Genomic DNA, 23,119 nt, shown 5'->3' on the forward strand with positions numbered 1-23,119 from the left:
CTCTAACGTAGTTTTTTCTCTTTTGTTGTTTTGTTCTAGCCTCTTCTCTCAATATGAATATTTGATGACAACGTCATTTGAAGGGTTGCGTTTTCGAACAATAAATACAAATATGCGCATATCCATATATAAGGTGAAAACACTATGTTACCCCATCAATTTTTCAAAATGTTGGCTGATGAAACCCGAACTCGCTGTTTATTGTTGATTGCTCGAGAAGGGCAACTGTGCGTGTGTGAGCTCACCGAGGCCTTGCAAGAAAGTCAGCCTAAGATTTCCCGCCACCTAGCGCAATTACGTCAATCGGGTTTGCTGCTGGACAGCCGTAAAGGTCAGTGGGTGTACTACCAATTATCACAAGATTTACCGGGTTGGATGCGTAAGGTGATTGAAGGACTCAAACAATCAAGCTGTTTGCAACAAGAGTATCAAGCTGATAGTGAGCGCTTACATAATATGAATGCGCGCCCTGTGTGCTGTTAATCATTTCGAATCATTTAAGGAAATAACCATGACAATCAAAGTTGGAATTAATGGATTTGGTCGCATAGGACGCTTGGCTTTACGTGCTGCGTTTGATTGGCCGGAAGTTGAATTTGTGCGTATCAATGATGTGGCTGGCGATGCCCATACGTTAGCGCATTTACTGGAATTTGATTCGGTGCAAGGTCGTTGGCAGCACTCAGTAATCGAAGAAGATGGCGCGATGCTGATTAATGAGAAACGTATTGCGGTTACTCGAGAAAAGGAAATACAAGCGGTCGATTGGTCGGATTGCGATGTAGTGATTGAAGCGACAGGTGTACATCGTAAAACGGCTTTTCTCAATCAATACCTTGAGCAAGGCGTAAAACGTGTCGTGGTGTCTGCGCCGGTTAAAGAGCCAGGCATTGCCAATATTGTCGTGGGTGTCAATGATGAGATTTTTGACCCTGCGATTCACCGTATTGTGACCGCAGCTTCTTGCACCACCAACTGTATTGCCCCTGTGGTGAAAGTGATCCATGAAAAACTCGGTATTGAACTGTCTTCTTTTACCACTATTCATGATTTGACCAACACTCAAACCATTTTGGATGCCCCGCACAAAGACCTGCGTCGTGCTCGCGCATGTGGCATGAGCTTGATCCCAACCACAACCGGCTCAGCGACGGCGATTGTGGAAATTTTCCCTGATCTGAAAGGCAAAATTAATGGTCATGCCGTTCGTGTCCCATTAGCCAATGCTTCTTTAACTGACATTATTTTTGATGTGAAGCGAGATACCACCGCAGAAGAAGTCAATGCACTACTCAAAGAAGCAGCACAGGGTGAGCTGAAAGGCATTCTTGGGTTTGAAGAAAAACCATTAGTGTCGATTGATTACCGAGGCGACCAGCGCTCGACCATTGTTGATGCGTTATCGACCATGGTGGTGGGCACTCGCATGGTGAAAATTTACGCTTGGTATGACAATGAAATGGGCTACGCCACACGCACGGCTGAGTTGGTTCGTAAAGTGGGTTTGGCTTAAGGAGTAGAACGATGACACATCCAACATGGGATTTACCATTAAATGAACAAGGTGCTGGGTTAGTACTTACTCCGTGTCCAGGCACTAAGGGCGTGAGCTTGCAAGACTCCCTTTCTCAATTAAAAGCCCAAGGTGTGGCCGCGGTTGTCACTGCCTTGAGTGATGAAGAGTTGCAACAGGCGCAAGTTGAAAGCTTAGGTGAACAGGTAGAACAGCTGGGAATGCAATGGTTTCAATTAGTGATTGAAGACGATTGTGCGCCAAATGACAGCTTTCAATTAGGTTGGAAGGCGGTGAGTCCAAATCTGCATCAACTTTTAGAGAATAATCATAAAGTGGCGCTGCATTGTATGGGCGGCTCTGGCCGTACCGGTTTATTAGCCGCTCATGTGTTATTAGAACAAGGTTGGGCGCTGGATGACATTATTCACGAAGTACAAGCATTAAGGCCTGGTGCATTCACTAAACCGGTACAGGTTGAGTACATCAATCAGTTTTCAGCCGATTAATTTTTTCTGTCTCAGATATGGCGAATGAGTCATATCTGGTGCCTTAAACAGGATAAATCTTGTTATGTTTGCCCATTTAGATCGCCAAATTCGCCAATATATGTTGGTGACGTTTAATTATTGGAACTTCACCTTAACCGATGGTGCATTACGGATGCTGGTGGTGCTGTACTTCTACGATTTGGGTTACAGCACGCTAGCCATTGCCTCGTTATTTCTGTTTTATGAGTTCTTTGGCGTCGTCACCAATTTGGTCGGAGGCTGGCTTGGCGCGCGTTTAGGACTGAATAAAACCATGAACATTGGCCTGATGATGCAGATTGTGGCTTTATTGATGTTAGCACTTCCTAACTCGTGGCTGACCATTCCGTGGGTGATGGCAGCACAAGCCTTGTCAGGTATCGCGAAAGATTTGAATAAAATGAGCGCTAAGAGTGCAATCAAAACCTTAGTGCCAAATGACCAACAAGGCGCGTTATATCATTGGATAGCGGTGTTAACCGGTTCGAAAAATGCCCTTAAAGGTGTGGGGTTCTTTCTCGGTGGCTTGCTGCTATCGGTTTTAGGTTTTCAATACTCGATGTTGGCGATGGCTGCCGTGCTCGTCTTGGTGCTCTTGGGCAGCTTGGTTTGGTTGGAATCGGACATGGGCAAAGCCAAATCCAAACCAAAATTTAGCCAGATGTTTTCTAAGTCTCGTTCAATCAATATCTTATCCGCCGCTCGCATGTTCTTATTTGGTGCGCGTGATGTGTGGTTTGTGGTGGCGCTACCTATTTATCTTGGTAGTGTTTTTGGCTGGGAGCATATCTGGGTGGGCAGCTTCTTGGCGCTATGGGTTATCGCTTATGGCGTGGTACAAGGGTTCGCACCGAGATTAACAGGTAAAGCAAAAGGCAAAATACCCGATGGTCGAGCCGCGTTAATTTGGGCATCGTTACTGGCTTTGATTACCGGTTTAGTCGCTTATGGAGTACAAATTCAGTGGCAACCGCAATTGGTGATTGTGGTCGGGCTATTGATCTTCGGGGCTTTCTTTGCGATTAATTCCTCCATGCATTCTTACCTAATTGTTAGTTATGCCAAAGGCGATGGCGTCTCTATGGATGTGGGCTTTTATTATATGGCCAATGCGATGGGACGTTTAATTGGTACGGTATTATCTGGCTGGGTATTCCAAATGGCAGGGTTAGCGGCGTGCTTATGGGTGTCGTTTGCCTTTTTAGTTGTAACGTGTGTGATTTCGATTTGGCTGCCTAAGAAGGGATTAATCACGGAAACGTCTGCTGTGGGTTAACTTTTGGTTAAGTGATAGCCATTAGCAATTTGTTGCTTTATTGTTGTCGATATTGGTTTATGGCAATAAAGGTGCAAATTAATGACGCAAAGGGTGTTTTTCTTTGATTTACTCAGGTGCGTTGCGGCGGTCGCAGTGGTAGCGATTCATGTGCTTGCTCCTTATCGAGAGTTACTTGGGGTTATTCCTTTTGACCAATGGTCAACCGCAGTGGGCATCAATAGCTTTTCCCGTTGGGCGGTCCCGGTTTTTATTATGGTTTCAGGGGCGTTATTTTTAAGTGATACTCGCCCTTTTGATACCCACTATTATTTAAAGCGTCGTGTCGCGAAAGTCGTGGTGCCGTTTGTGGTGTGGTCGCTTTTCTACGCGTACCTCTCTGGTTGGAGTGCGAGTGGGTTTGATGCGGAAACCAGTTATCAAGTCCTGTCTGATTTCTTCCATCACGAAACTTATTATCATTTAGGCTTCTTTTACTATTTTATTCCACTGTATTTCGTTATTCCTTTTCTACAGTACCTCGTCAAAGTGAGTGATAGCGTAAGTTTGTACGCTTTGATTTCATTGTGGCTTCTTACTACGGCGTTTTATTTATTTGGTGTGAGCGGCCCGTGGAGCAATCAAATCTATCTTTATAGTGGTTACTTACTTTTGGGTTATCTTTGTTATCAAAGGATGGAAGTGACCAGCAATATTGCACTGTCGGTGTTTATTATTGGTATGGTGTCTTTAGCGGTTACAGCGTTGATGGTGATGATGGGAAGCGTTGAGGCTAAGCACTATACTTTTGGTCTTTGGCTTTCCTACAAGACTCTGAATACTGCATTGGCGGCGATGATGGTGTTTATTTTATGTCGTTATTTTGCAGACCGTTTGAGCGGAAAAACAGTGGCTATCGTGAGCTTTATTAGTCGTTATAGCTTGGGAATTTATTTACTACACCCAGTGTTCTTGTGGCCAATGAAAGCCTATGGTTGGCACCAAGGTCACCCTATTTGGGTGATTCCGCTTTGGGTTGTGCTCAGTGGTGGTGGCGCACTGGCCCTCAGTTGGCTGTTGGCTCGCTCAGCGAAAACTCGTTGGTTATTGCCTTAATGAGATAAAACTCTCCAGCGTCAGGACTGTCGCTGGAGAGCGAAATGCAAAAATTTATCACCTTGATATGTAAGTTCGCCACGATCTCCTGGGTTTAGCGCCCCATAATAATGAATGCCGACTTTGAATTCTCGCTTGGGACCAACAGGCAGCTTTTGTACGTAAATCCAATACTCTTGATCTTCTTTCCCCGGTTGAGCATCTGGAATGTCGATACTTTGTTTATCCAGCACCATGACTTTGACGGTTTGCTGTGGGGCATCTTGACCGACTTTATGGCGCTGGTTAAAACGAAGTGCTAGCCAAGCAGAAAGTCCGATCAATAAAACAATGGCGATGATTAAGCTGATAGGCATAAAGAAGATCCTAACTAATTATTTTTCTAGCAAATTCTACTTAACTGAACGCAATAAATCGTGATCTAAACGAGTTTTTCTCGATGTACTACTGGTTTTATTGCCTTTATCTTGGTTTAGTTTCTACATGTTGTCATGGAAGAGAGGAGTCATGAGTGTCTGATATTGAAAAAGTCGTCATGCATACTCGTCGTTTGGAGCGGTTGCTAAGAGAGCAGTATTACGCACAAGGGCAAGGTTTAGTCGAGCTAACAGAAAGCTGTGGAACTCGTTTACCTCATGATATCGCGAAAAAACTCTACTCTATTGCCGATACTCGGCAGCATTTGTTAGATGAAGAAGGATCGAATCAGGCCTTGATCGATCAATTTGTTCGAGCGTGTATTGAGTGCGAAAAAGAACTCACACCCAGAAGTGGCAAGATGATATGGGGTGTGGCAATTTTATTGATGGTGTTGATGACGCTTGGTGCTGCGCTTGTTTATGTGGTTCATTGGGATGTTGTCGCACAACACTTAAATCTTAACTGATTGATCTTAGTAAAATACAAACAAAAAAGGACGCTATGTGCGTCCTTTTTTGTTTTTAAGAATTTGATTAAGAGATCATTGGTAGAGTCATTAAACCAACCATAACTGCAATTAATACCAATCCTTGTCTTTGAGATGTTGTCATGAGAAAACTCCTTGGTTGATTGAATATGCAGCTAATATAACAAAAAAAAAGCAGTTGATCTAGATCTATTTGATATCGGGCTATAAATGCAAGTTTGTTGTAAGAATATCGCCCAAATGTCATAGGTAAAGGTTTTACTCAATTAAAATGCAATGATGGTTTTCATTTTTGATAATCATTGCTTTTATTTAAGTGATTGATTTTTATTTAATAATATTGTTTTTGTTCATTTCGAAATGTCATGGGTTTTTAAAATTGTTATTTTATGGCTTAGTGAGTAGTGGTGAGGATTTTATCGTTAAACTGAAATTTTTATAGAAATATTGGCCTTTCTGGGCTCAAAAATTCGTTTTTTAAGAAACGGATGACAAAAAATTGACTTAAAAATTTCACTATTTGATTTTTGATTGTTTTTTGCTCTTATTTTTTTATTTAAGTTGTTGATTGTTTTTGTTTTTATTGTTCTGTTTGTTTTTTGTTCTGTAAAAGTTCTGTTTTTAAGGGTTTGAAGTTCGATATGGCGAAATAGATAAGTTGTGTGATTTTATGCTGATTTAATTATCAGTTAGAGAAATAACAATCTTTTCTAAGGTATCATTTTCGACTTTACCTTCTATTGGGGTCTCTCTACACTAAGTTGGTAAATAGAAAGGGGAAACGCATGTGGTATTGGCTGTTAATGGGTGGGTTATTACTGTCCATGCTGTTATTGATGAGACTGAATAAGCCGAAACTTTTTGCGGCTTCGAAATTATTCATCTTAATCGCGCTGGCCTATTCGTTAGCTCCAACGCTTAACTCTCCTCAAATAGCGCCGATTTGGTCTATGTGTGCTTTGGCTTTTTTTGCACTTTGTTATTACGTTGAAACCTTCGCGACAAGATACAAAATTCTGCAATTCTTGTGGTTTTCGATGGGTTGCTTGTTCTATAGCTTGAGTTTCTGGTCTCAAGTTCAGCATTTAAATTGGGCCGTTCCGATAGCGTTGTTTGCCTTGATCGTCGTGATTTTTTTCATTTTATTGCCTCTTTTAGATAGCTTTGTAAAACATGCGGCTGTGGTTGCGATTATTTTGTGGCAATTGTTGTGGGCATCTGGTCAGGTGTGGCAGGTGAGTCGTTCTTTATTGGATCTGTCTGGTTTTCTTGGCACGGCGTTGTTGGCAACGTCAGTGTTGATATGGTCTATTCATCATTTTAAACGACCTTTCAAAATGTCGAATGATTGGACGATGTTGTGCTACTTTGGCTCACATATTTTGATCATTGCGCCTTTAGTTTTAGCGTCAGCCTAATGTATTTAATGACGCGATCTTACGTTTTTACGCATTGCCTTTATTCGTAACATTGGAAAGTATATGGAAATTTTATCTGCAGCTGTGATGCTGTTTTTGATTATGGATCCGCTGGGTAACTTGCCAGTCGTGCTCTCAATTTTGAAACATCTGGATCCGAAACGTCGTCGTATCGTGTTAGTGCGTGAATTGGTGTTTGCTTTACTGATTTTGTTGTTATTCCTGTTTGCGGGTAAATCGATTTTAAGCTTTTTGCATGTTCAGCCGGAGACTTTGAGCATTTCTGGTGGGTTAATTTTGTTTATTATCGCGATTCGTATGATCTTTCCACAGCCGGGTGGTGTGGTTGGACTGGCTGCCGGTGAAGAACCTTTCTTTGTCCCCTTGGCGATTCCGATGATCGCAGGTCCTTCGGTGATTGCATCTTTATTACTTCTTTCCAGTCAGTCACCCGATCGTATGCTTGATTGGTCATTAGCGGTGCTATTGGCGTGGGCGGGGACTTTCTTAATTTTGATGTTTTACAGTTTCTTCCATCGCATTTTGGGTGAGAAAGGGCTTCGTGCGATCGAGCGTTTGATGGGTTTATTGCTGGTGATGATGTCAACGCAAATGTTCTTAGATGGCCTCAAGCAATATTTATCTTAATCTTTATATAAATCCGATTTTATAAAAAAGCCGCCGATGATTTGAGTTCATCGACGGCTTTGTTTTTTTGGGGGAGCGATAGATTATTTTAAATATTTATCTTTGAGATCGATTAAGGCAAACGTGCCAAATAACACAATCGACAGTTTTTCCCATCTTGTCATCGTCGTTTCTTTTGGGAGAGCACTAGAAAATAGCATTGACTGCATAGCATGCATAAATAGGGTAAAAATCGCCATCACATTGAGCGCGATGTGTGCCATGCCAGGGAATGGATTGATCAGGTTAGTTATAAAAACTAGCCATACGACCAACATAAATGCCTTAGCGGCGAGATTGAAGAGTTTTTTCATGCGGTTATTCCACAGATTCTAATTGATAGAGGCGGTAGCAAACTTGTCCCGCAGTTTTCTCGCGATGCAATTGCCAATGCGTTGGAAGCGTCGGTAAGTGAAGCTCTTTTTCTGTTTCGATGTAGACTAACCCATTATCCGAGAGCCAACCATTTTGTTGCAGTAAGTTGAGAGTTTGCTCAAGTAAACCCTGACGAAAAGGCGGATCAATAAATACGATGTCATAAGGCTGACCAGCTTGTTGTAAAAAGCTCAGCGCATCTTGGTTATGCACTTCAATATTATTGGCTTTGAGTTGCTGAATGTTGGTTTTCAACTGTTGATAGGCCGGTTTGTGAAGTTCGATCATGGTGACCAATTCCGCCTGGCGTGAAGCGGCTTCAAAGCCTAAACCCCCAGAGCCAGCAAACAAATCTAAGCAACGAGCATGAGGAATATCGGCGGCCAGCCAATTAAATAACGTTTCTTTCACTCGGTCTGTGGTTGGGCGTAACCCTTGCGCATCTTGAACCGGCAATTTTCTTCCGCGCCATAAGCCACTGATGATGCGAATAAAGCCAGTTGAGCCTTTCGGCGTTGAGGAGGGTGAAGCTTTACGTCTTTGCATAGAATAAACCGCAGATAGATTTTTTAGTGTACTAATAAAGTGATATTATATACCTAACTGACTTTAAGGGGCAGGAGTTTGCTAACCATCAAGCTATGTTAGCGCTGATTGCTCGCGACTTACCTTTAAATATTGATCACTTTGACACAAAGTGAATGCTAGGACTTGTTCATGACAGCTAAAAAGAAACGCGGTTTACTCTCTTGGCTAGGTTTTGCTGAAGAAGAAGAAAAAAAAACCTCCTCTGAACCCACCTCTGACACTCCGACTGAAGAAACGCTAACTGATGAAACTGTTATTGAGCAGAAGCAAGATGATCTTGAGTCGCAATCGACGTCATCGCAGTTGGATGAAGAAGCATCGATTGAATCCGTAGAGCAAGAGGCAGAAATTGAGCCTGAAATTACGATTGAAGACGAGCTCGTTGCAAAAGCCGATGAGGTTGCTGAAACGGATGACGTTGAAGAAATGCCACCAAACTCTCCACAGGTGGAAGAATTAGAAAGCGATCGCGTTCAAGAGCAAACCAAACCGACAGAAAGTTTCTTTGCCCGTTTAAAACGCAGCTTACAGCGCACCAAGCAAAATATTGGCGCCGGTTTCTTTGGTTTATTCAAAGGCAAAAAAATCGATGATGATCTATTTGAAGAATTAGAAGAGCAGTTATTGATTGCTGACGTGGGCATGAACACCACGGTTAAAATTATTGATAGCCTGACGGAAAAAGCGTCTCGCCAAGATTTAAAAGATGGCGAAGCGTTGTATGGGCTATTAAAACAAGAAATGGCCGATATCTTAGCGGAAGTTGAGCAACCGCTTGAAATTGATACCACCAAAACGCCGTATGTGATCTTGATGGTCGGCGTGAACGGGGTAGGTAAAACCACGACGATTGGTAAGCTCGCCAAACAATTCCAATCACAGGGTAAATCGGTCATGTTAGCGGCTGGTGATACTTTCCGTGCAGCCGCGGTTGAACAGCTGCAAGTTTGGGGGCAACGTAATGATGTCCCTGTGATTGCGCAACATACTGGCGCAGACAGCGCCTCTGTTATTTATGATGCGATTGAAGCGGCGCGTGCTCGTGGTGTGGATGTTGTCATTGCTGATACCGCGGGACGCTTACAGAATAAGAGCAACTTGATGGAAGAGTTGCGTAAAATTGTGCGTGTAATGAAGAAAATCGATGATTCTGCACCGCATGAAATTATGTTAACGCTCGATGCTGGTACGGGTCAGAATGCCATCAGTCAGGCTAAATTGTTCAGCGATGTCGCCCCTGTGACTGGCATTAACTTAACCAAACTTGATGGCACCGCCAAAGGTGGGGTGATTTTCGCACTGGCGGATCAATTCCAAATTCCAATTCGTTATATTGGGGTGGGTGAAGGCATTGATGATTTACGTCCATTCCAAGCGCATGACTTTATTGAAGCGCTATTTAGCCGTGAAGAATAATCGGGTATTAAGGGAAAGAAATGATTAAGTTTCAACAAGTCAGCAAGGTATACCGAGGCGGTCACCAAGCGCTGCAAAAAGTCGATTTCCACCTAAGACGTGGTGAAATGGCGTTTCTTGGCGGCCACTCTGGTGCGGGTAAAAGTACCTTACTCAAATTGATCTGTGCGATTGAACGTCCAAGTGATGGCAAAATTCATTTTAATGATCATGATATTAGCCGTATCGCCAGCAAAGATATTCCGTTTTTGCGCCGTAATATTGGCATTATTTTCCAAGATCACCGCCTGCTGATGGATCGTACTGTATTTGATAATGTCGCGTTGCCAATGCGAATTGAAGGCGCATCGGAAAATGAGATCAAACGTCGTGTTTCAGCTGCGTTAGATAAAATTGGTATGTTAGATAAAGCGCCATGCTTGCCTCGCCAATTATCGGGTGGTGAGCAGCAACGTGTTGGTATTGCTCGCGCGGTTGTGAATCGCCCTCGCTTATTACTCGCCGATGAGCCAACCGGTAACCTCGATCACGCGTTATCGCATCAAGTGTTGAATTTGCTTGAAGAATTTAACCGCGCCGGTGTGTCGATCATTTTAGCGACCCACGATCTGGAATTGGTGAATAGCCGACCTCAATATCGTCGTTTTGAATTGAATCAAGGTTTCTTAAGTGAGGTAGAACGTTATGGCCAATAAGAAGATGAAAGCGGCCAAATCGTCAAAAGCGAATGCTCGTCCAACTTCGGAAGGTTTTTTCCGTACTCATATTAAACAAGCCAAAGAATCGTTTCGTAATTTAATGGCGCGCCCACTAGGCACGATTTTGACATTGGCTGTGGTATCGATGTCACTCACTTTGCCTGCCACGTTTTATACCGCGGGTAAAAATATCGCTACGGTGGCTGAAGAGATGAACAGCGCCTCTCAAATCAGTGTGTATTTAAAAGAAGGCACACCAGAAGCGCGTTTGATGGTGTTTAAAGACCAGCTTGAAAACATGCCGGAAGTGAAATCGGTGCAATACATTTCTTCTCAGCAAGGCTTGGAAGATTTAAGCCAGTTCTCCGGATTGGAAAAAGCGATGTCGTTATTAAGCAATACCGCTTTGCCTCCGGTGTTAGTGGTGCTGCCTCAAGCGGATCAAACCGGCAATATCAAAATGCTAGCGCGTAAATTGCAAGCAGAAAGCGATGTCACTGATGTGCGTTTGGATGAAGATTGGTTTGCACGTTTGGATGCGATAAAACACTTAGCCTATATAGTGTCATGTTCTTTTGCTGTACTGATGTTGGTGTCGGTGTTCTTAATTGTCGGTAACACACTACGCTTTAATATCTTGGCGCATAAAGAAGAAATTCAGGTTATGAAGTTAATTGGTGCCACCGACCGCTTCATCTTGCGTCCATATTTGTACACCGGTTTATGGTTGGGGTTACTTGGCTCTTTCATTGCGTGGTTGTTTACGTTGATCATCACGTTGTTAGTGAGTGGCGCGGTCGATGATTTGGCTAATTTGTACGATAGTCACTTTAGTTTGCTCGGCTTAGGCTGGGATGAAAGTATTTTGCTATTAATGCTTGGCTCAGCGCTTGGATGGATAGCCGCTAATTTATCGGCGAGAAAACATCTAAAAGAAATTGAACCAGTTTAAACTTCTTCACTCTAATAAAAGGTCTCGCTCATGAGGCCTTTTTTATTAGCCAATTTTTCAATCGCATTATGTTTATTGGCGCTGCAATGTGAGCTTCACGGCTTTTCTTTTAAGCAATAGCTTTAGAGGCTTGCATTCTCGCTAATGACTATGAATAATAATTTCCCCCTTGAAGATCGAGATTTTTAGGTCCAGAATAGGTGGGTTGTAAATTAAGCAAATGTCTTTCTAACAGTGTTCAACCGATTTAAAGACAGAAAGAGGAATTGAATGTCAAACGCATATCCAATGGCTTTAGTCACTTCAGATAGTTTAGATAGCTATATTCGCACAGCGAACAGCTACCCAATGCTGAGCGCTGAAGAAGAGCGTGACTTAGCAGAGCGATTACATTACCACGGTGAGATTGAAGCGGCGAAAGGCCTGATTCTGTCACACCTACGCTTTGTGGTTCACGTAGCTCGTGGCTATTCTGGTTATGGTTTACCTTTAGCGGATTTGATCCAAGAAGGTAATATTGGCTTAATGAAGGCAGTTAAACGCTTCAACCCAGAAGTGGGTGTTCGTCTTGTTTCATTTGCTGTTCACTGGATTAAAGCTGAAATCCATGAATACGTGCTTCGTAACTGGCGTATTGTGAAAATTGCCACGACCAAAGCACAACGTAAATTATTCTTTAACCTACGTAAGTCGAAAAAACGCTTAGGTTGGTTTAACAATGGTGAAGTGGAAACTGTTGCTCAAGAGCTCGGTGTATCTGCTCATGAAGTGCGTGAAATGGAGTCTCGTCTTGCCGCGCAAGATGCGACTTTTGAAATGCCTTCAGAAGATGATGATTCCATCTCTTCTTACACTGCACCGGTATTGTATTTAGAAGATAAGCATTCTGATATTGCTGAAAATATCGAAGCGGATAACTGGGAAGCGCATACTAATAACCGTCTAGGTCATGCTTTGGCAACGTTAGACGAGCGCAGCCAACACATTGTTCGTTCTCGTTGGTTGGATGACCAAAAAGCAACGCTGCAAGAGTTAGCAGAAACCTACAATGTATCGGCAGAACGTATTCGTCAGCTTGAAAAGAACGCAATGAAGAAATTGAAATCAGCGGTGGGTGAGTTTTAATTCATCATTGGTTCATGGATAAGAATCCCCAAAAGCCAAGGTCTTATGATCTTGGCTTTTTTTATGCGATCAGTTTATTTCGGTTCGATCATGTGGACGGATCGCTATAATCGATTGCGCCATTTTCCCCTGTGGATAAGTTTGTGGGGAAACTAGTGTTGGAGTGATCGATCCGCACACAACATCTGGGTTCGTGACGTTTTTTTGAATGGGGATAAAGATAAATTTACACACACCTAGATCAGGATCAACACTACATCTAGTGGATCTTTTATTAGAGAAACACTTTATCAACGCAATTCACAGCTTTATCCACAGATGGCTTATTTGTATACAATTTTAGGAGTCCTCACTTTCTCTATGTCTTTGTTTGCTGTGGGATACGTTATAATGGCCTCACTTTATTTATCGAAAAAGGAATCAAACTTATGGACCAGTTTTTACATATTGATGTAACCGGTGCTCAGCAGATGTTGCGTGAAAAAAATGCCGTGTTACTGGATATTCGAGACCCACAATCTTTTGCGGTGGCGCACGCTCAAGAAGCGAAGCATTTAACTAATGATACGATTGTGGCTTTGATGGAAGAGATTGAGTTTGATCAGCCGGTGTTGGTGATGTGCTATCACGGTATCAGTAGCCAAGGTGCGGCCCAATATTTAGTCAACCAAGGCTTTGAAGAAGTGTATAGTGTGGATGGTGGTTTTGAAGCTTGGCAACGTAGTGATTTGCCCGTGATAAAAATGGCGTAATGGTCATCTTGTCATTTCATTGGCAGGATTGTGTATAAGTAAACCAAATAGGTAGTAGTATGATTCGTTTGGTCACATTGGATAACCCTCGCGTTGCTCAATCTTTTATTGATTATATGGCCTCACGCCACATTGATATTGTGCTGATGCCGGAGGGAGAGGGTCATTTTGCTTTGTGGCTCAAACAACCTGAACATCAAGTGGAAGCAGAAGCGGAATTAAACGCGTTCATGGCAAATCCACACGATCAAAAATATCAAGAGGCTTCTTGGCAAGTGGCAGACACTCGTACTCAACAGTTCCAATACCATTCTCCTAGCTTTATTCAGCAGATTAAGTCTAAAGCTGGGCCTTTAACATTACTAATTATGGTGGTGTGTTTAGCCATATACACGCTGCAATTTGTTGGTTTTGGACGTCCTATTTTTCAATCTTTGCATTTTCCTGCCACATTGGAGCAAAAATGGCAGCTGTGGCGTTGGATAAGTCATGCGTTGCTGCATTTCTCTATTGCTCATATTGCCTTTAATTTACTGTGGTGGTGGCAGTTTGGTGGTGATATTGAGAAAAAGCTAGGGTCATTCAAATTACTCCAGATCTTCTTATTGTCTGCGGCATTATCGGGCGCGGCACAATACTGGGTTGAAGGGGCAAACTTTGGTGGCTTATCTGGCGTGGTGTACGCCTTGATGGGCTATTTGTGGGTTATTGGCTGGCGCTGCCCAGAAAAAGGTTTATTTATTCCACGTACCCTAGTGATTTTCATGCTGGGCTGGCTAGTGTTTGGCTTTATTCAGCCTTTTATGGCGATTGCCAATAGTGCTCATTTGGCGGGTTTGTTGACCGGTTGTGCTTTAGCTATGTTAGAAACGCCAACAAAATTAGAAACGCCGACAAAAAAATCCTAATTTGTGCTTTAGTTTGCCTTTATTGTGTTTAAGAGCCTATGGCTTAGATATCCGCAATGGATTTCTGTTGATACAATGGCGACTGGCTGTAAGATCTCGATGATATGGATATGATGAAACAACGCTACTCTTCTTACTTTAGTTATTTTTCAGGGCTTGATTGGCAACACGCGGCCGAGTTTTCATTCTCTGAGCAGCATGATCCGCAATGGTTGCAAGAGCAAGGCTCACTGTCTCAGCTCTTTTCTCAACAATGCCAACGATTAGTGGCTGAAGTGGTGCGTAATCAGTTAGTGCCAGTGCATGAATTGACTGACTTTCAAAAATCGATGTTGTTTGAGCATTCATGTGATGACCAAGATTGTTTGGTCCGAGATGTGATTTTGGCCGCTGATGGTGAGCCTTGGTTGCTTGGCAGCACAATTATTCCCCGCTCGTCATTAAGTGATGAGCAGTTTGATTTATCTCAGATAGGTGAGAAGCCTCTTGGCTTGACGGTATTCCAAGCCCAACAGGTTGCACGTGACCAGTTACATTTAGGCACGGTTGACTCGCCGTTAGGACAATTAGCAGCACGCAGTTCGCGTTTATGGATGAATAATAAGCCGATGTTAGTGGCAGAGTTATTTTTGCCACCATCGCCTATTTATCGCAAGGAATGAAAGCAATGACTATGGAAAAAGCGGCTGCGTATTGGCAGTTAACTCGAATGAATCGTCCCATTGGCTCTTTATTACTTTTGTGGCCAACCTTGTGGGCGTTATTGTTGGCCGCAGATGGATTACCAGATTGGCATGTCACTATTGTGTTTGTCCTTGGTGTCTTTACGATGCGTTCAGCGGGGTGTGTGATCAATGATTTTGCGGACCGCAAAGTCGATGGCCATGTTAAGCGCACTAAAAATCGCCCTTTGCCATCAGGATTGGTGAGCAGTAAAGAAGCGTTAGTTTTGTTTTTCGTGCTGGTATTGGTGTCATTCTTATTGGTACTCAGCATGAATCGCCTCACTATTGAGTTGTCTTTAGTGGGAGTGGTGTTGGCGTTTATCTACCCATTTATGAAGCGATTTACTCATGTCCCTCAGTTATTTTTAGGCTTAGCGTTCAGCTGGGCGATTCCGATGGCGTGGGCAGCTGAATCCAACAGTTTACCTCCTGAAGTGTGGTTAGTTTTCGCGATTAATATGCTGTGGACCATTGCCTACGATACTCAATACGCCATGGTTGACCGAGATGATGATTTAAAAATTGGCATTAAGTCGACCGCGATTTTGTTTGGTCGTTTCGATAAATTAATCATTGGTTTATTGCAGTTGGCGAGTTTATTACTGTTGATGGTGTTGGGTGATTGGATGTCATTATCACCTGTGTATTATTGGGGTGTGTTAGGCGCGGCTGCTTTATTTGTTTATCAACAGCGCTTGATTAAGGATAGAGAAAGAGAGGCGTGTTTTACCGCCTTCCTCAATAATAATTATGCTGGAATGGTGATCGCGTTAGGGATTCTATTGAGTGTGATTTTTTAGCTCTTAGTTCATCGCTCATTCTATTGTTTTAAAGAAAAACATGCCGCAGGTGCTTCCACTTGCGGCATGTTTGTTTTTAGACGGTAAAGCATCGAATCAGTCTTTGCGCATGATGCTTTCTTGTAGCGTCAATTGAATTTCCGGTGACAGCAATTCACCCAATAAGTCGACCAAAACTTGAGTTTGGTTTGATTCTGACTGCTCCAAATAGCCTTGTTGCTTGAGAGTTTGGAATAGAGTGATGAACACGCCTTTATCAAAAAACTCTGGTGCATTAATGCCATGCAGGCGGCCTAAACGCTGCGCAATATTTTGGCTTTGTTGTTCCAATAAGCCTTTATCAATATCGGGCATGGCAACCAATTGCGTCAGTGCTATCGCGTAGCGTTGCAAGGTTTCGACAATCGTGCGCGATAGTAAGATCAGCACTTGTACATGAGCTGGGTTAATTGATAACTCACCTTCTTGTTCTATCACTAGTTGTTGGCGGATCAGTTCATTAACATGGTTGTTAATCACATCTTCAAGTTCATCATCTTGATAATGCAGGAATAATTCCGCTTTTAAGAATGGGAAGATTAAGCCAATAGCATGGTGTAATTGTTGGCGTGAAATGTGTTCTTTTTGCACCACTAAGTGGGCAATTAAAGAAGGTAAGGCAAACAAGTGAATGATGTTATTGCGATAATAGGTCATCAAAATCGACTGACTACGATCGAGTGAAATGATGTCACCTTTATCATCCGCTTCGACCATGAATTTATCGAGCTTTTCGGCATGCTCGACTAATTCTGCTGCCGTGGCATTGGGTACTGTGCTGGTTGAGCTATAAGGTACATTCGACAGCAGAGCTAAGTAACACTCAATTTGTTGTTCCAGTTTCTTACGTGACAATGCGCGTTGGTTGGAGGCTAATAATGCTGTCGAACAGAGCGTTAACGCATTGGCCGCAGCTGCATCGTTAATGTGTGTCATCATCTTGTTGGCCAACTTATTCACAACAGGGTTCATCCATTGTGGTTTTTGACCATCTTGATTTTGGTTTTCTTTACTCGACCAACCCGGTACTTCTTCATTGAGGTACTGATTCAAGTTAATCGGCTCACCAAAGTTGACGTAGCCTTGGCCGAAATTACGCAATTTACGTAATGTTTTCAGAACCATACCCGCACTTTCTTTTTCTTTACGTTTGCCGGTCAACTCTTTGGTGTAGGTGGCGACTTCCATCACGTGTTCATAACCGATGTAAACAGGAACTAATGTCACAGGGCGGTTTAAGCCACGCAGCATGGTTTGAATTGTCATCGCTAGCATGCCGGTTTTGGCTTGTAATAAGCGACCAGTGCGTGAGCGTCCGCCTTCACTGAAAAATTCGACCGAATAACCTTTAATAAACAACTCAGCCAAATATTCGCGGAAAATGGTTGAATACAGCTTGTTGCCTTTAAAGCTGCGACGAATAAAGAACGCACCACCACGGCGGAAAATCGGGCCAGCAGGGAAGAAGTTTAAGTTCACTCCCGCTGCAATGTGTGGTGGTACCATGCCTTCATGATGTAAAACATAAGACAATAATAGGTAATCCATGTGGCTTCGGTGGCAAGGCACATAAATGATTTCATGGCCATCTTGCGCCAGTTTACGCACGCTTGCCATGTTATTGATATTTAAGCCTTGGTACAGTTTATTCCACAACCAACCGAGGAATCGAGCGCCAACACGAATCAAGGTATAAGAGAAATCCGCCGCGATTTCTTCTAGCATGTCTTGCGCGTGTTTTTGTGCTTTTTCGAGAGAAATATTTTTACTGCTCGCTTCGTCTTGAATCGCTTTTTGGATTTCAGGCGATTTCAACAAGCGATTAAACAGCACTTGGCGCTGCGGCAAACTTGGGCCTGATGCGGCTAATTTTTGACGAGAAAAGTGAATGCGAGCCACACGAGCCAATTTGTGCGCGATGGTTTCATCCACCCCGTGCGTGTCAGCCATATAACGTAGTGATACAAAAGGGCTAAAGCGGATCATACAATCGCGCCCTGAAGAAACGAGTAAGCGGCTTTTTTGGCAGGCACTGATCGCTTGTAAATATGGTTTCTCTTTGCCTTCTTTATTCGGTTTACGACCCCATAAAATGGCGGTAGGTAGAACTTGAATATCCAACTCTAGGTCGTCTTGATGCAATTTAAGTAAATCAGTAAACAGCTCAACCGACTTTTGCGGTAAGACCTGCTTACTTTGCTGAGTGATGCCTTTTGAGGTTAAAAACACAAAGCGTGAAAATTCTTTACCGTTAACCATGAGCGGAGTGAGAGGATCGGGTAAACCGAGTGCTTTGGTTTGGGTTTGCAAGCTGATCAGATCGATGTCTGAATCAAACGGCATCGCATACACGATGGGCTTAGTTAAATCTATCGTTAACTCTTCCACCGGATTGGCAGGAATGGTTTTACCTTTTACCAACAATGACAGCGGTAACTTAAGCAGAGAACGAGAAACTAGGTGTCCGTAAGACATAGCAATGTATAGCCTCAAAAGTAAAAAACAGTGGGAATGAAAACAAACGGCCCACAAATGCGCTGCAAGAATAGCAGAAAACGCCACATTCTATTAGCTTATTCCGGTCAAATCATCCCAATACCAAGCAAATCCTGACTTTTCAATGAGATTCAAATTGATATACGCATTAAGTTACTTGGGGATAAATGATTAAAAAGTGATTCATATCTCTGGAGTTATTTTATTTTACTGTATATACTCACAGTCAACTGTATAAAAAGACAGGTGAATTATGAAGCCCTTAACGCCTCGCCAGCAACAAATTTTTGAACTGATCAAAGATAAGATTGATATGACCGGAATGCCGCCTACTCGTGCTGAGATTGCTCGTGAACTTGGGTTTCGTTCCGCTAATGCCGCAGAAGAGCATTTAAAAGCTTTAGCGCGAAAAAATGTAATTGAAATTATTCCTGGTGCTTCGCGCGGTATTCGCATCGTGCAAGCCGAAGAAGAACTGCTGGAAGATCAGGGTTTACCTTTGATTGGTCAAGTGGCAGCGGGTGAACCTATCTTGGCGCAAGAACACGTTGAAAGCCATTATCAAGTTGATCCATCTATGTTTCGACCACAAGCGGATTTCTTATTGCGTGTACATGGCATGAGTATGAAAGACATCGGTATTATTGATGGCGATTTGCTTGCGGTACACAAGACTCAAGATGTACGTGATGGGCAAGTGGTTGTCGCTCGCGTGGATGACGATGTCACAGTGAAGCGCTTAGAACGTAAAGGTTCTAAAGTATTGCTGCATGCAGAGAATGAAGAGTTTAGCCCAATTGAAGTGGACTTAACCCAACAAGAGTTAACCATTGAAGGCTTGGCGGTTGGCATTATTCGTAATAACACTTGGATGTAACCTGTTTTCCGTTCTTATTCTCACTGCTCTTATCAGTAAAAAACTGATTTAATACGCTTGAATGTTAAAATGAGAATCATTATCATCAATTAATCTCACGCCAGGAGGTTAATTGATGAGCCTTTCTTCTGAACACCGTAAAACATCGTCGTCACAAACGTATCAAGTCCCGAGTGATTTGTTGCAACCATTGTGGCTGCGTAGTCGTGAAAGTTTGATTGATGATGGTTTGGTGTATGACCCTATTGCCGCTCGTGCTTGTCAGCGGTGCCACCTTTCCGATGAGTGTCTTTCTGGCGATATCGATCAAAAGCAATTACTTCATGTCACCTTGACCCAATTGTGCGATATGGAAGTGGCTCGTTTCTTAAAGCATCATCCTAACGCGTGGATCATCAATGTTGGCGCTGGGCTCGATACGCGTTTTTATCGTTTAGATAATGGTTTGTGTCATTGGATCGAAGTGGATGTGGATGAAACCTTGCTGTGGCGTCAAAGGCTGTTTCATCATAGCGAACGATACACCATGATGTGTGGCTCAGTTCCTGATATGAGTTGGTTAGAGCAAATTAGAATCCCCGAAACTGCACCCGTATTGGTCGTGTGTGAGCAAGCCCTGTTGAATCAACCGCGTAACCAGGTGGCACATTTTGTGCAAAAAATTGGTCGTCATTTTTCTCATGCTGAAGCGTGCTTAGTTTTAGCGGGGGACAAAACGCAGAGCCATTGGGGCAAAAAAATGGGCTGTGTGCCTTATTCTCATGGATTAAAAAATCCGTTAACCAGTTTAGTCTCTTGGTTGCCCTGGATTTACCAAATCAAAGCTTACTCACCAATTGAGAGCGATTGTAAACGTTGGCGTGCGTGGCAACGAGTGGCGGCCAAATTGCCTTTTCTTAAACATCGTCTCACGCCGAGCCTCATTCATTTACGCTGGTGAGCATGATTTAAACAGGTCGTTATTGGCTTAGGAATTTCTTTACAAAAAAAAGCAGGGTAGACTGAGCTTTCATCTAAGCGAGGTTTTCCGTGATCCAACAGTTGCAACAGATTCTTTCTCAGCGAGCATTACACAAACAAGTGCTGACACTTGCCATTCCTATGGTGCTTTCCAATATTACCGTACCTTTGTTAGGTTTGGTCGATGCGGCGGTCATCGGGCATCTGGATTATGCTTGGTATCTCGGCGGTGTGGCTTTGGGCAGCACCATGATCAGTGTGACGTTTTGGTTGCTGGGCTTTTTACGTATGGCGACCACCGGGTTAACGGCGCAAGCTCAAGGTGAGCAGAGTGCGCATAAGTTGGCGAAAGTTTGGCTACAAGGCATGCTGGTGGCCTGGTCTTTGGCTGCTGTATTTCTATTATTTCATTCTCCCCTTGCTGATTTGATCTTTTCGCTAAGTAATGCCAGTGAAGAAGTGAAACACTATGGCATGCAATATTTCTCTATTCGCGTATGGAGTGCACCGGCGGCATTGGCCAACTTTGTGATTTTAGGTTGGCTATTAGGCACACAAAATGCGCGAGCGCCGATGTGGCTAGTGATTATCACCAACCTTGCCAATATTATTTTGGATGTGCTGTTTGTATTGGTGTTTGATTGGAAAGTCGCAGGTGCCGCTTGGGCGTCGGTTGCGGCTGATTATACCGGTTTGGCGCTTGGTTTAGTTTTTGTAATGCGTACTTGGATTAAGCAGCAACTGCCAAGTGTGGTGAGTTTGTTGCCATCAGCGACACAAGGGATTGGTCGTATGCTGCGCTTAAACAGCGATATCTTTTTACGCTCTTTATGCTTACAAGCGGTATTCAGCTTTATGACCTTTCAAGGGGCAGCTTTAGGTGATCAGGTGGTGGCCGCAAATGCGGTGTTAATGAGCTTCTTAATGATGGTGTCTTATGGCATGGATGGTTTTGCCTATGCAATGGAAGCCATGGTGGGCAAAGCGGTTGGAGCAAAAAGCCGTGGGCAGTTATTAAACTCTCTTATCGGTACCTCATTTTGGGGTTTGATATGTAGCCTACTGCTGACTTTGCTATTCTTCTTATTTGGTCACCAACTCATTCGTTTGATCACCGATATCCCAAATGTACAGGCACAAGCGGATATTTATCTGCCTTGGCTGGTAGTGATGCCACTGGTTTCAATGTGGTGCTTCTTACTTGATGGTATTTTTGTGGGCGCGACCAAAGGCAAAGACATGCGCAATAGTATGTTGGTGGCGATGTTGTGTTTCTTTGCGCTGTACTTTAGTTTCGCTTCTTGGGGCAATCATGCTTTATGGCTTGCCATGTTGAGCTTCATGGGAATGCGTGGTGTTGGTCTGGCGGTCATATTCATTAAGCAATGGAAAGCTCAGACTTTTATTGAAGCGACTTCTTAATTTCGCGGATAAGAATAAGGCGCTGATGGACAGAACCATTAGCGCCTTTTTTTCATTTATGATTGGAATCTAACTTAAAACAAGCGATTGAGACCATTTAATGCCGCCACACGATAGGCTTCCGCCATGGTTGGGTAGTTGAATGTGGTATTCACAAAATATTCAATGGTATTGGCTGGGCCTTTTTGTTCCATAATCGCTTGGCCGATATGAATGATTTCTGCCGCGCGTTCACCAAAGCAGTGAATGCCCAAAATTTGTTTGGTTTCTCGGTGGAATAAAATTTTCAAGCTGCCAATGTCTTTACCGGCAATTTGCGCGCGAGCTAAGTGTTTAAACGACGCACGACCCACTTCATAAGGCACTTTTGCTGCGGTTAACTCTTGCTCTGTTTTACCGACCGAACTGATTTCTGGAATGGTATAAATCCCGGTTGGAATGTCATCAATTAAGAAGTTATCCGCTTTGCCTTTAGCGATGGCTTGAGCCACAAAGCGGCCTTGATCGTAAGCGGCACTTGCTAGGCTCGGATAACCAATCACATCACCGACCGCATAAACATGCTCAACTTCAGTTTGGTAACTATTATTGACGCTTAATTGGCCTCGAGAATCGGCTTTTAAACCAACCAATTCTAAATTTAAGGTGTCGGTATTACCGGTTCGACCATTGGCATACAGTAAGCAATCGGCTTTCATCTTCTTGCCGGATTCAAGATGGATGACGACGCCATCGTCCGTACCTTCGATCTTACTGTAGGTTTCATCATTGCGGATCACCACGCCACTATTCCAGAAATGGTAGGAGAGGGCATCGGAGGTTTCATTATCAAGAAAAGCCAATAAGCGATCACGAGTGTTGATTAAATCGGTTTTGACCTCTAATCCTCGGAAAATCGAGGCGTATTCACAGCCAATGACACCGGCACCGTAGATGATGATGTGTCGAGGGTCATGCTTTAAATTTAAGATGGTGTCGCTGTTATAAATACGCTCATGATTGAAATCGACATCATCCGGTTGGTATGGGCGAGAGCCGGTTGCAATGACAAATTTATCCGCGCTGTATTCTTCAGAGGTGCCATCGGCTTGAGTGACAGAAATGCTGTTCGGGCCAGTAAACGTGGCCTGTCCAAATAATAATGAGCAACTGTTGCGGTCGTAGAATCCTTGGCGTAAGCGGGTTTGCTTATCAATGACACTTTTGGCGTGGTTTAAAATATCGGAAAAAGAAGCGGTTAAACTGGTGTTGTTTTTGCAAAATAATGGGTTGTTATTAAATTCGATGATACGGCTAACCGCATGACGGAGGGCTTTTGATGGAATGGTGCCCCAGTGAGTACACCCGCCGCCAACACTGCTTTCTTTTTCAATGATAGCGACGTTTAGCCCTGCTTTTGCTAGCCCCATAGCAGCACCTTCACCGCCCGGGCCACTGCCGATGACAATGACATCAAAGTGTGTTGAATCCATCATGCTCTTCCTTTGGTTTATGTGAGCTTAGCGCCCACCGAGTTTATATCCAATAAGGTCAAATTCTAACGCATTCATTTTTCGGGTA

At 43.3% G+C, this 23,119-nt stretch carries 24 protein-coding genes; 19 read left to right on the forward strand and 5 right to left on the reverse strand.

The annotated features are described in order from the left end of the window. The first annotated feature begins 144 nt into the window (after positions 1–144). The 5 genes from Vgang_RS00170 to Vgang_RS00190 all read left to right on the forward strand — a co-directional run bounded on the left by Vgang_RS00170 (position 145) and on the right by Vgang_RS00190 (position 4,414). Positions 145–483, forward strand: coding sequence for a metalloregulator ArsR/SmtB family transcription factor (locus Vgang_RS00170; protein ID WP_105902991.1), 339 nt, complete (start codon positions 145–147; stop codon positions 481–483). Positions 484–511: 28 nt separating this feature from the next. After that, positions 512–1,513, forward strand: a complete 1,002-nt coding sequence (locus tag Vgang_RS00175) for an ArsJ-associated glyceraldehyde-3-phosphate dehydrogenase (protein WP_105902992.1) — start codon at positions 512–514, stop codon at positions 1,511–1,513. Positions 1,514–1,524: 11 nt separating this feature from the next. Further along, positions 1,525–2,022: a cyclin-dependent kinase inhibitor 3 family protein gene (locus tag Vgang_RS00180; protein WP_105902993.1), complete on the forward strand. Its 498-nt coding sequence runs from the start codon at positions 1,525–1,527 to the stop codon at positions 2,020–2,022. A 64-nt stretch (positions 2,023–2,086) separates the two neighbouring features. Next, positions 2,087–3,319 carry an organoarsenical effux MFS transporter ArsJ gene (gene arsJ / locus Vgang_RS00185; RefSeq protein WP_105902994.1) on the forward strand — a complete coding sequence of 411 codons (1,233 nt, stop codon included), beginning with the start codon at positions 2,087–2,089 and terminating at the stop codon, positions 3,317–3,319. An 81-nt stretch (positions 3,320–3,400) separates the two neighbouring features. Next, positions 3,401–4,414: an acyltransferase gene (locus Vgang_RS00190; protein WP_105902995.1), complete on the forward strand. Its 1,014-nt coding sequence runs from the start codon at positions 3,401–3,403 to the stop codon at positions 4,412–4,414. Between the two features lie 20 nt (positions 4,415–4,434). Here the strand turns inward: Vgang_RS00190 and Vgang_RS00195 are convergent, their stop codons facing one another. Continuing rightward, the gene (locus Vgang_RS00195; protein ID WP_105902996.1) at positions 4,435–4,770 is read right to left on the reverse strand and encodes a DUF2500 domain-containing protein; all 336 of its coding nucleotides are present in this window, start codon (positions 4,768–4,770) and stop codon (positions 4,435–4,437) included. Positions 4,771–4,925: 155 nt separating this feature from the next. Here Vgang_RS00195 and Vgang_RS00200 point away from each other — a divergent pair, with 155 nt between their 5' ends. The 3 genes from Vgang_RS00200 to Vgang_RS00210 all read left to right on the forward strand — a co-directional run bounded on the left by Vgang_RS00200 (position 4,926) and on the right by Vgang_RS00210 (position 7,387). Beyond that, a complete protein-coding gene (locus tag Vgang_RS00200; RefSeq protein ID WP_170066850.1) occupies positions 4,926–5,300 on the forward strand; it encodes a DUF4145 domain-containing protein in 375 nt (124 codons plus the stop codon). 806 nt (positions 5,301–6,106) lie between these two features. Then, positions 6,107–6,739, forward strand: a complete 633-nt coding sequence (locus Vgang_RS00205; protein WP_105902998.1) for a lysoplasmalogenase family protein — start codon at positions 6,107–6,109, stop codon at positions 6,737–6,739. A gap of 63 nt (positions 6,740–6,802) precedes the next feature. Continuing rightward, positions 6,803–7,387 (forward strand): YhgN family NAAT transporter, encoded by a 585-nt coding sequence (locus tag Vgang_RS00210; RefSeq protein WP_105902999.1) that lies wholly within the window; start codon positions 6,803–6,805, stop codon positions 7,385–7,387. A gap of 83 nt (positions 7,388–7,470) precedes the next feature. Here Vgang_RS00210 and Vgang_RS00215 read toward each other — a convergent pair whose 3' ends face one another. Next, positions 7,471–7,740: a DUF1145 domain-containing protein gene (locus Vgang_RS00215; protein WP_105903000.1), complete on the reverse strand. Its 270-nt coding sequence runs from the start codon at positions 7,738–7,740 to the stop codon at positions 7,471–7,473. Positions 7,741–7,744: 4 nt separating this feature from the next. Beyond that, a complete protein-coding gene (rsmD, locus tag Vgang_RS00220) occupies positions 7,745–8,347 on the reverse strand; it encodes a 16S rRNA (guanine(966)-N(2))-methyltransferase RsmD (RefSeq protein WP_105903001.1) in 603 nt (200 codons plus the stop codon). A 171-nt stretch (positions 8,348–8,518) separates the two neighbouring features. Here rsmD and ftsY point away from each other — a divergent pair, with 171 nt between their 5' ends. The 8 genes from ftsY (at position 8,519) to ubiA (ending at position 15,765) form a co-directional block, all read left to right on the forward strand. Next, positions 8,519–9,805, forward strand: coding sequence for a signal recognition particle-docking protein FtsY (gene ftsY, locus Vgang_RS00225; RefSeq protein ID WP_105903002.1), 1,287 nt, complete (start codon positions 8,519–8,521; stop codon positions 9,803–9,805). A gap of 20 nt (positions 9,806–9,825) precedes the next feature. Then, positions 9,826–10,500 (forward strand): cell division ATP-binding protein FtsE, encoded by a 675-nt coding sequence (gene ftsE, locus Vgang_RS00230; protein WP_105903003.1) that lies wholly within the window; start codon positions 9,826–9,828, stop codon positions 10,498–10,500. Then, positions 10,490–11,455, forward strand: a complete 966-nt coding sequence (gene ftsX / locus Vgang_RS00235) for a permease-like cell division protein FtsX (RefSeq protein ID WP_105903004.1) — start codon at positions 10,490–10,492, stop codon at positions 11,453–11,455. Before ftsE ends, ftsX begins: the two co-directional genes overlap by 11 nt. A gap of 270 nt (positions 11,456–11,725) precedes the next feature. Beyond that, positions 11,726–12,580 (forward strand): RNA polymerase sigma factor RpoH, encoded by an 855-nt coding sequence (gene rpoH, locus Vgang_RS00240; RefSeq protein ID WP_105903005.1) that lies wholly within the window; start codon positions 11,726–11,728, stop codon positions 12,578–12,580. Positions 12,581–13,008: 428 nt separating this feature from the next. Continuing rightward, positions 13,009–13,332, forward strand: coding sequence for a thiosulfate sulfurtransferase GlpE (gene glpE, locus Vgang_RS00245; protein ID WP_105903006.1), 324 nt, complete (start codon positions 13,009–13,011; stop codon positions 13,330–13,332). Positions 13,333–13,391: 59 nt separating this feature from the next. Further along, positions 13,392–14,240, forward strand: coding sequence for a rhomboid family intramembrane serine protease GlpG (gene glpG / locus Vgang_RS00250; protein WP_105903007.1), 849 nt, complete (start codon positions 13,392–13,394; stop codon positions 14,238–14,240). A 113-nt stretch (positions 14,241–14,353) separates the two neighbouring features. Then, positions 14,354–14,902: a chorismate lyase gene (locus tag Vgang_RS00255; RefSeq protein WP_105903026.1), complete on the forward strand. Its 549-nt coding sequence runs from the start codon at positions 14,354–14,356 to the stop codon at positions 14,900–14,902. A 5-nt stretch (positions 14,903–14,907) separates the two neighbouring features. Then, positions 14,908–15,765 carry a 4-hydroxybenzoate octaprenyltransferase gene (gene ubiA / locus Vgang_RS00260; protein ID WP_105903008.1) on the forward strand — a complete coding sequence of 286 codons (858 nt, stop codon included), beginning with the start codon at positions 14,908–14,910 and terminating at the stop codon, positions 15,763–15,765. A 96-nt stretch (positions 15,766–15,861) separates the two neighbouring features. On the opposite strand, the gene plsB is transcribed toward ubiA, so the two are convergent. Beyond that, positions 15,862–18,279 carry a glycerol-3-phosphate 1-O-acyltransferase PlsB gene (gene plsB / locus Vgang_RS00265; RefSeq protein WP_105903009.1) on the reverse strand — a complete coding sequence of 806 codons (2,418 nt, stop codon included), beginning with the start codon at positions 18,277–18,279 and terminating at the stop codon, positions 15,862–15,864. Between the two features lie 274 nt (positions 18,280–18,553). Here plsB and lexA point away from each other — a divergent pair, with 274 nt between their 5' ends. The 3 genes from lexA (at position 18,554) to dinF (ending at position 21,559) form a co-directional block, all read left to right on the forward strand. Further along, the gene (gene lexA / locus Vgang_RS00270) at positions 18,554–19,177 is read left to right on the forward strand and encodes a transcriptional repressor LexA (protein WP_105903010.1); all 624 of its coding nucleotides are present in this window, start codon (positions 18,554–18,556) and stop codon (positions 19,175–19,177) included. 115 nt (positions 19,178–19,292) lie between these two features. Then, positions 19,293–20,117: a class I SAM-dependent methyltransferase gene (locus tag Vgang_RS00275; protein ID WP_105903011.1), complete on the forward strand. Its 825-nt coding sequence runs from the start codon at positions 19,293–19,295 to the stop codon at positions 20,115–20,117. Positions 20,118–20,206: 89 nt separating this feature from the next. Further along, the gene (gene dinF, locus Vgang_RS00280; protein WP_105903012.1) at positions 20,207–21,559 is read left to right on the forward strand and encodes an MATE family efflux transporter DinF; all 1,353 of its coding nucleotides are present in this window, start codon (positions 20,207–20,209) and stop codon (positions 21,557–21,559) included. 74 nt (positions 21,560–21,633) lie between these two features. Here dinF and sthA read toward each other — a convergent pair whose 3' ends face one another. Further along, complete coding sequence (sthA, locus tag Vgang_RS00285) at positions 21,634–23,034, reverse strand: Si-specific NAD(P)(+) transhydrogenase (protein WP_105903013.1); 1,401 nt, start codon at positions 23,032–23,034, stop codon at positions 21,634–21,636. Positions 23,035–23,119: the final 85 nt, after the last annotated feature.

Origin of the sequence: Vibrio gangliei, assembly GCF_026001925.1 — a bacterium.
Classification (GTDB): Bacteria; Pseudomonadota; Gammaproteobacteria; order Enterobacterales; family Vibrionaceae; genus Vibrio; species Vibrio gangliei.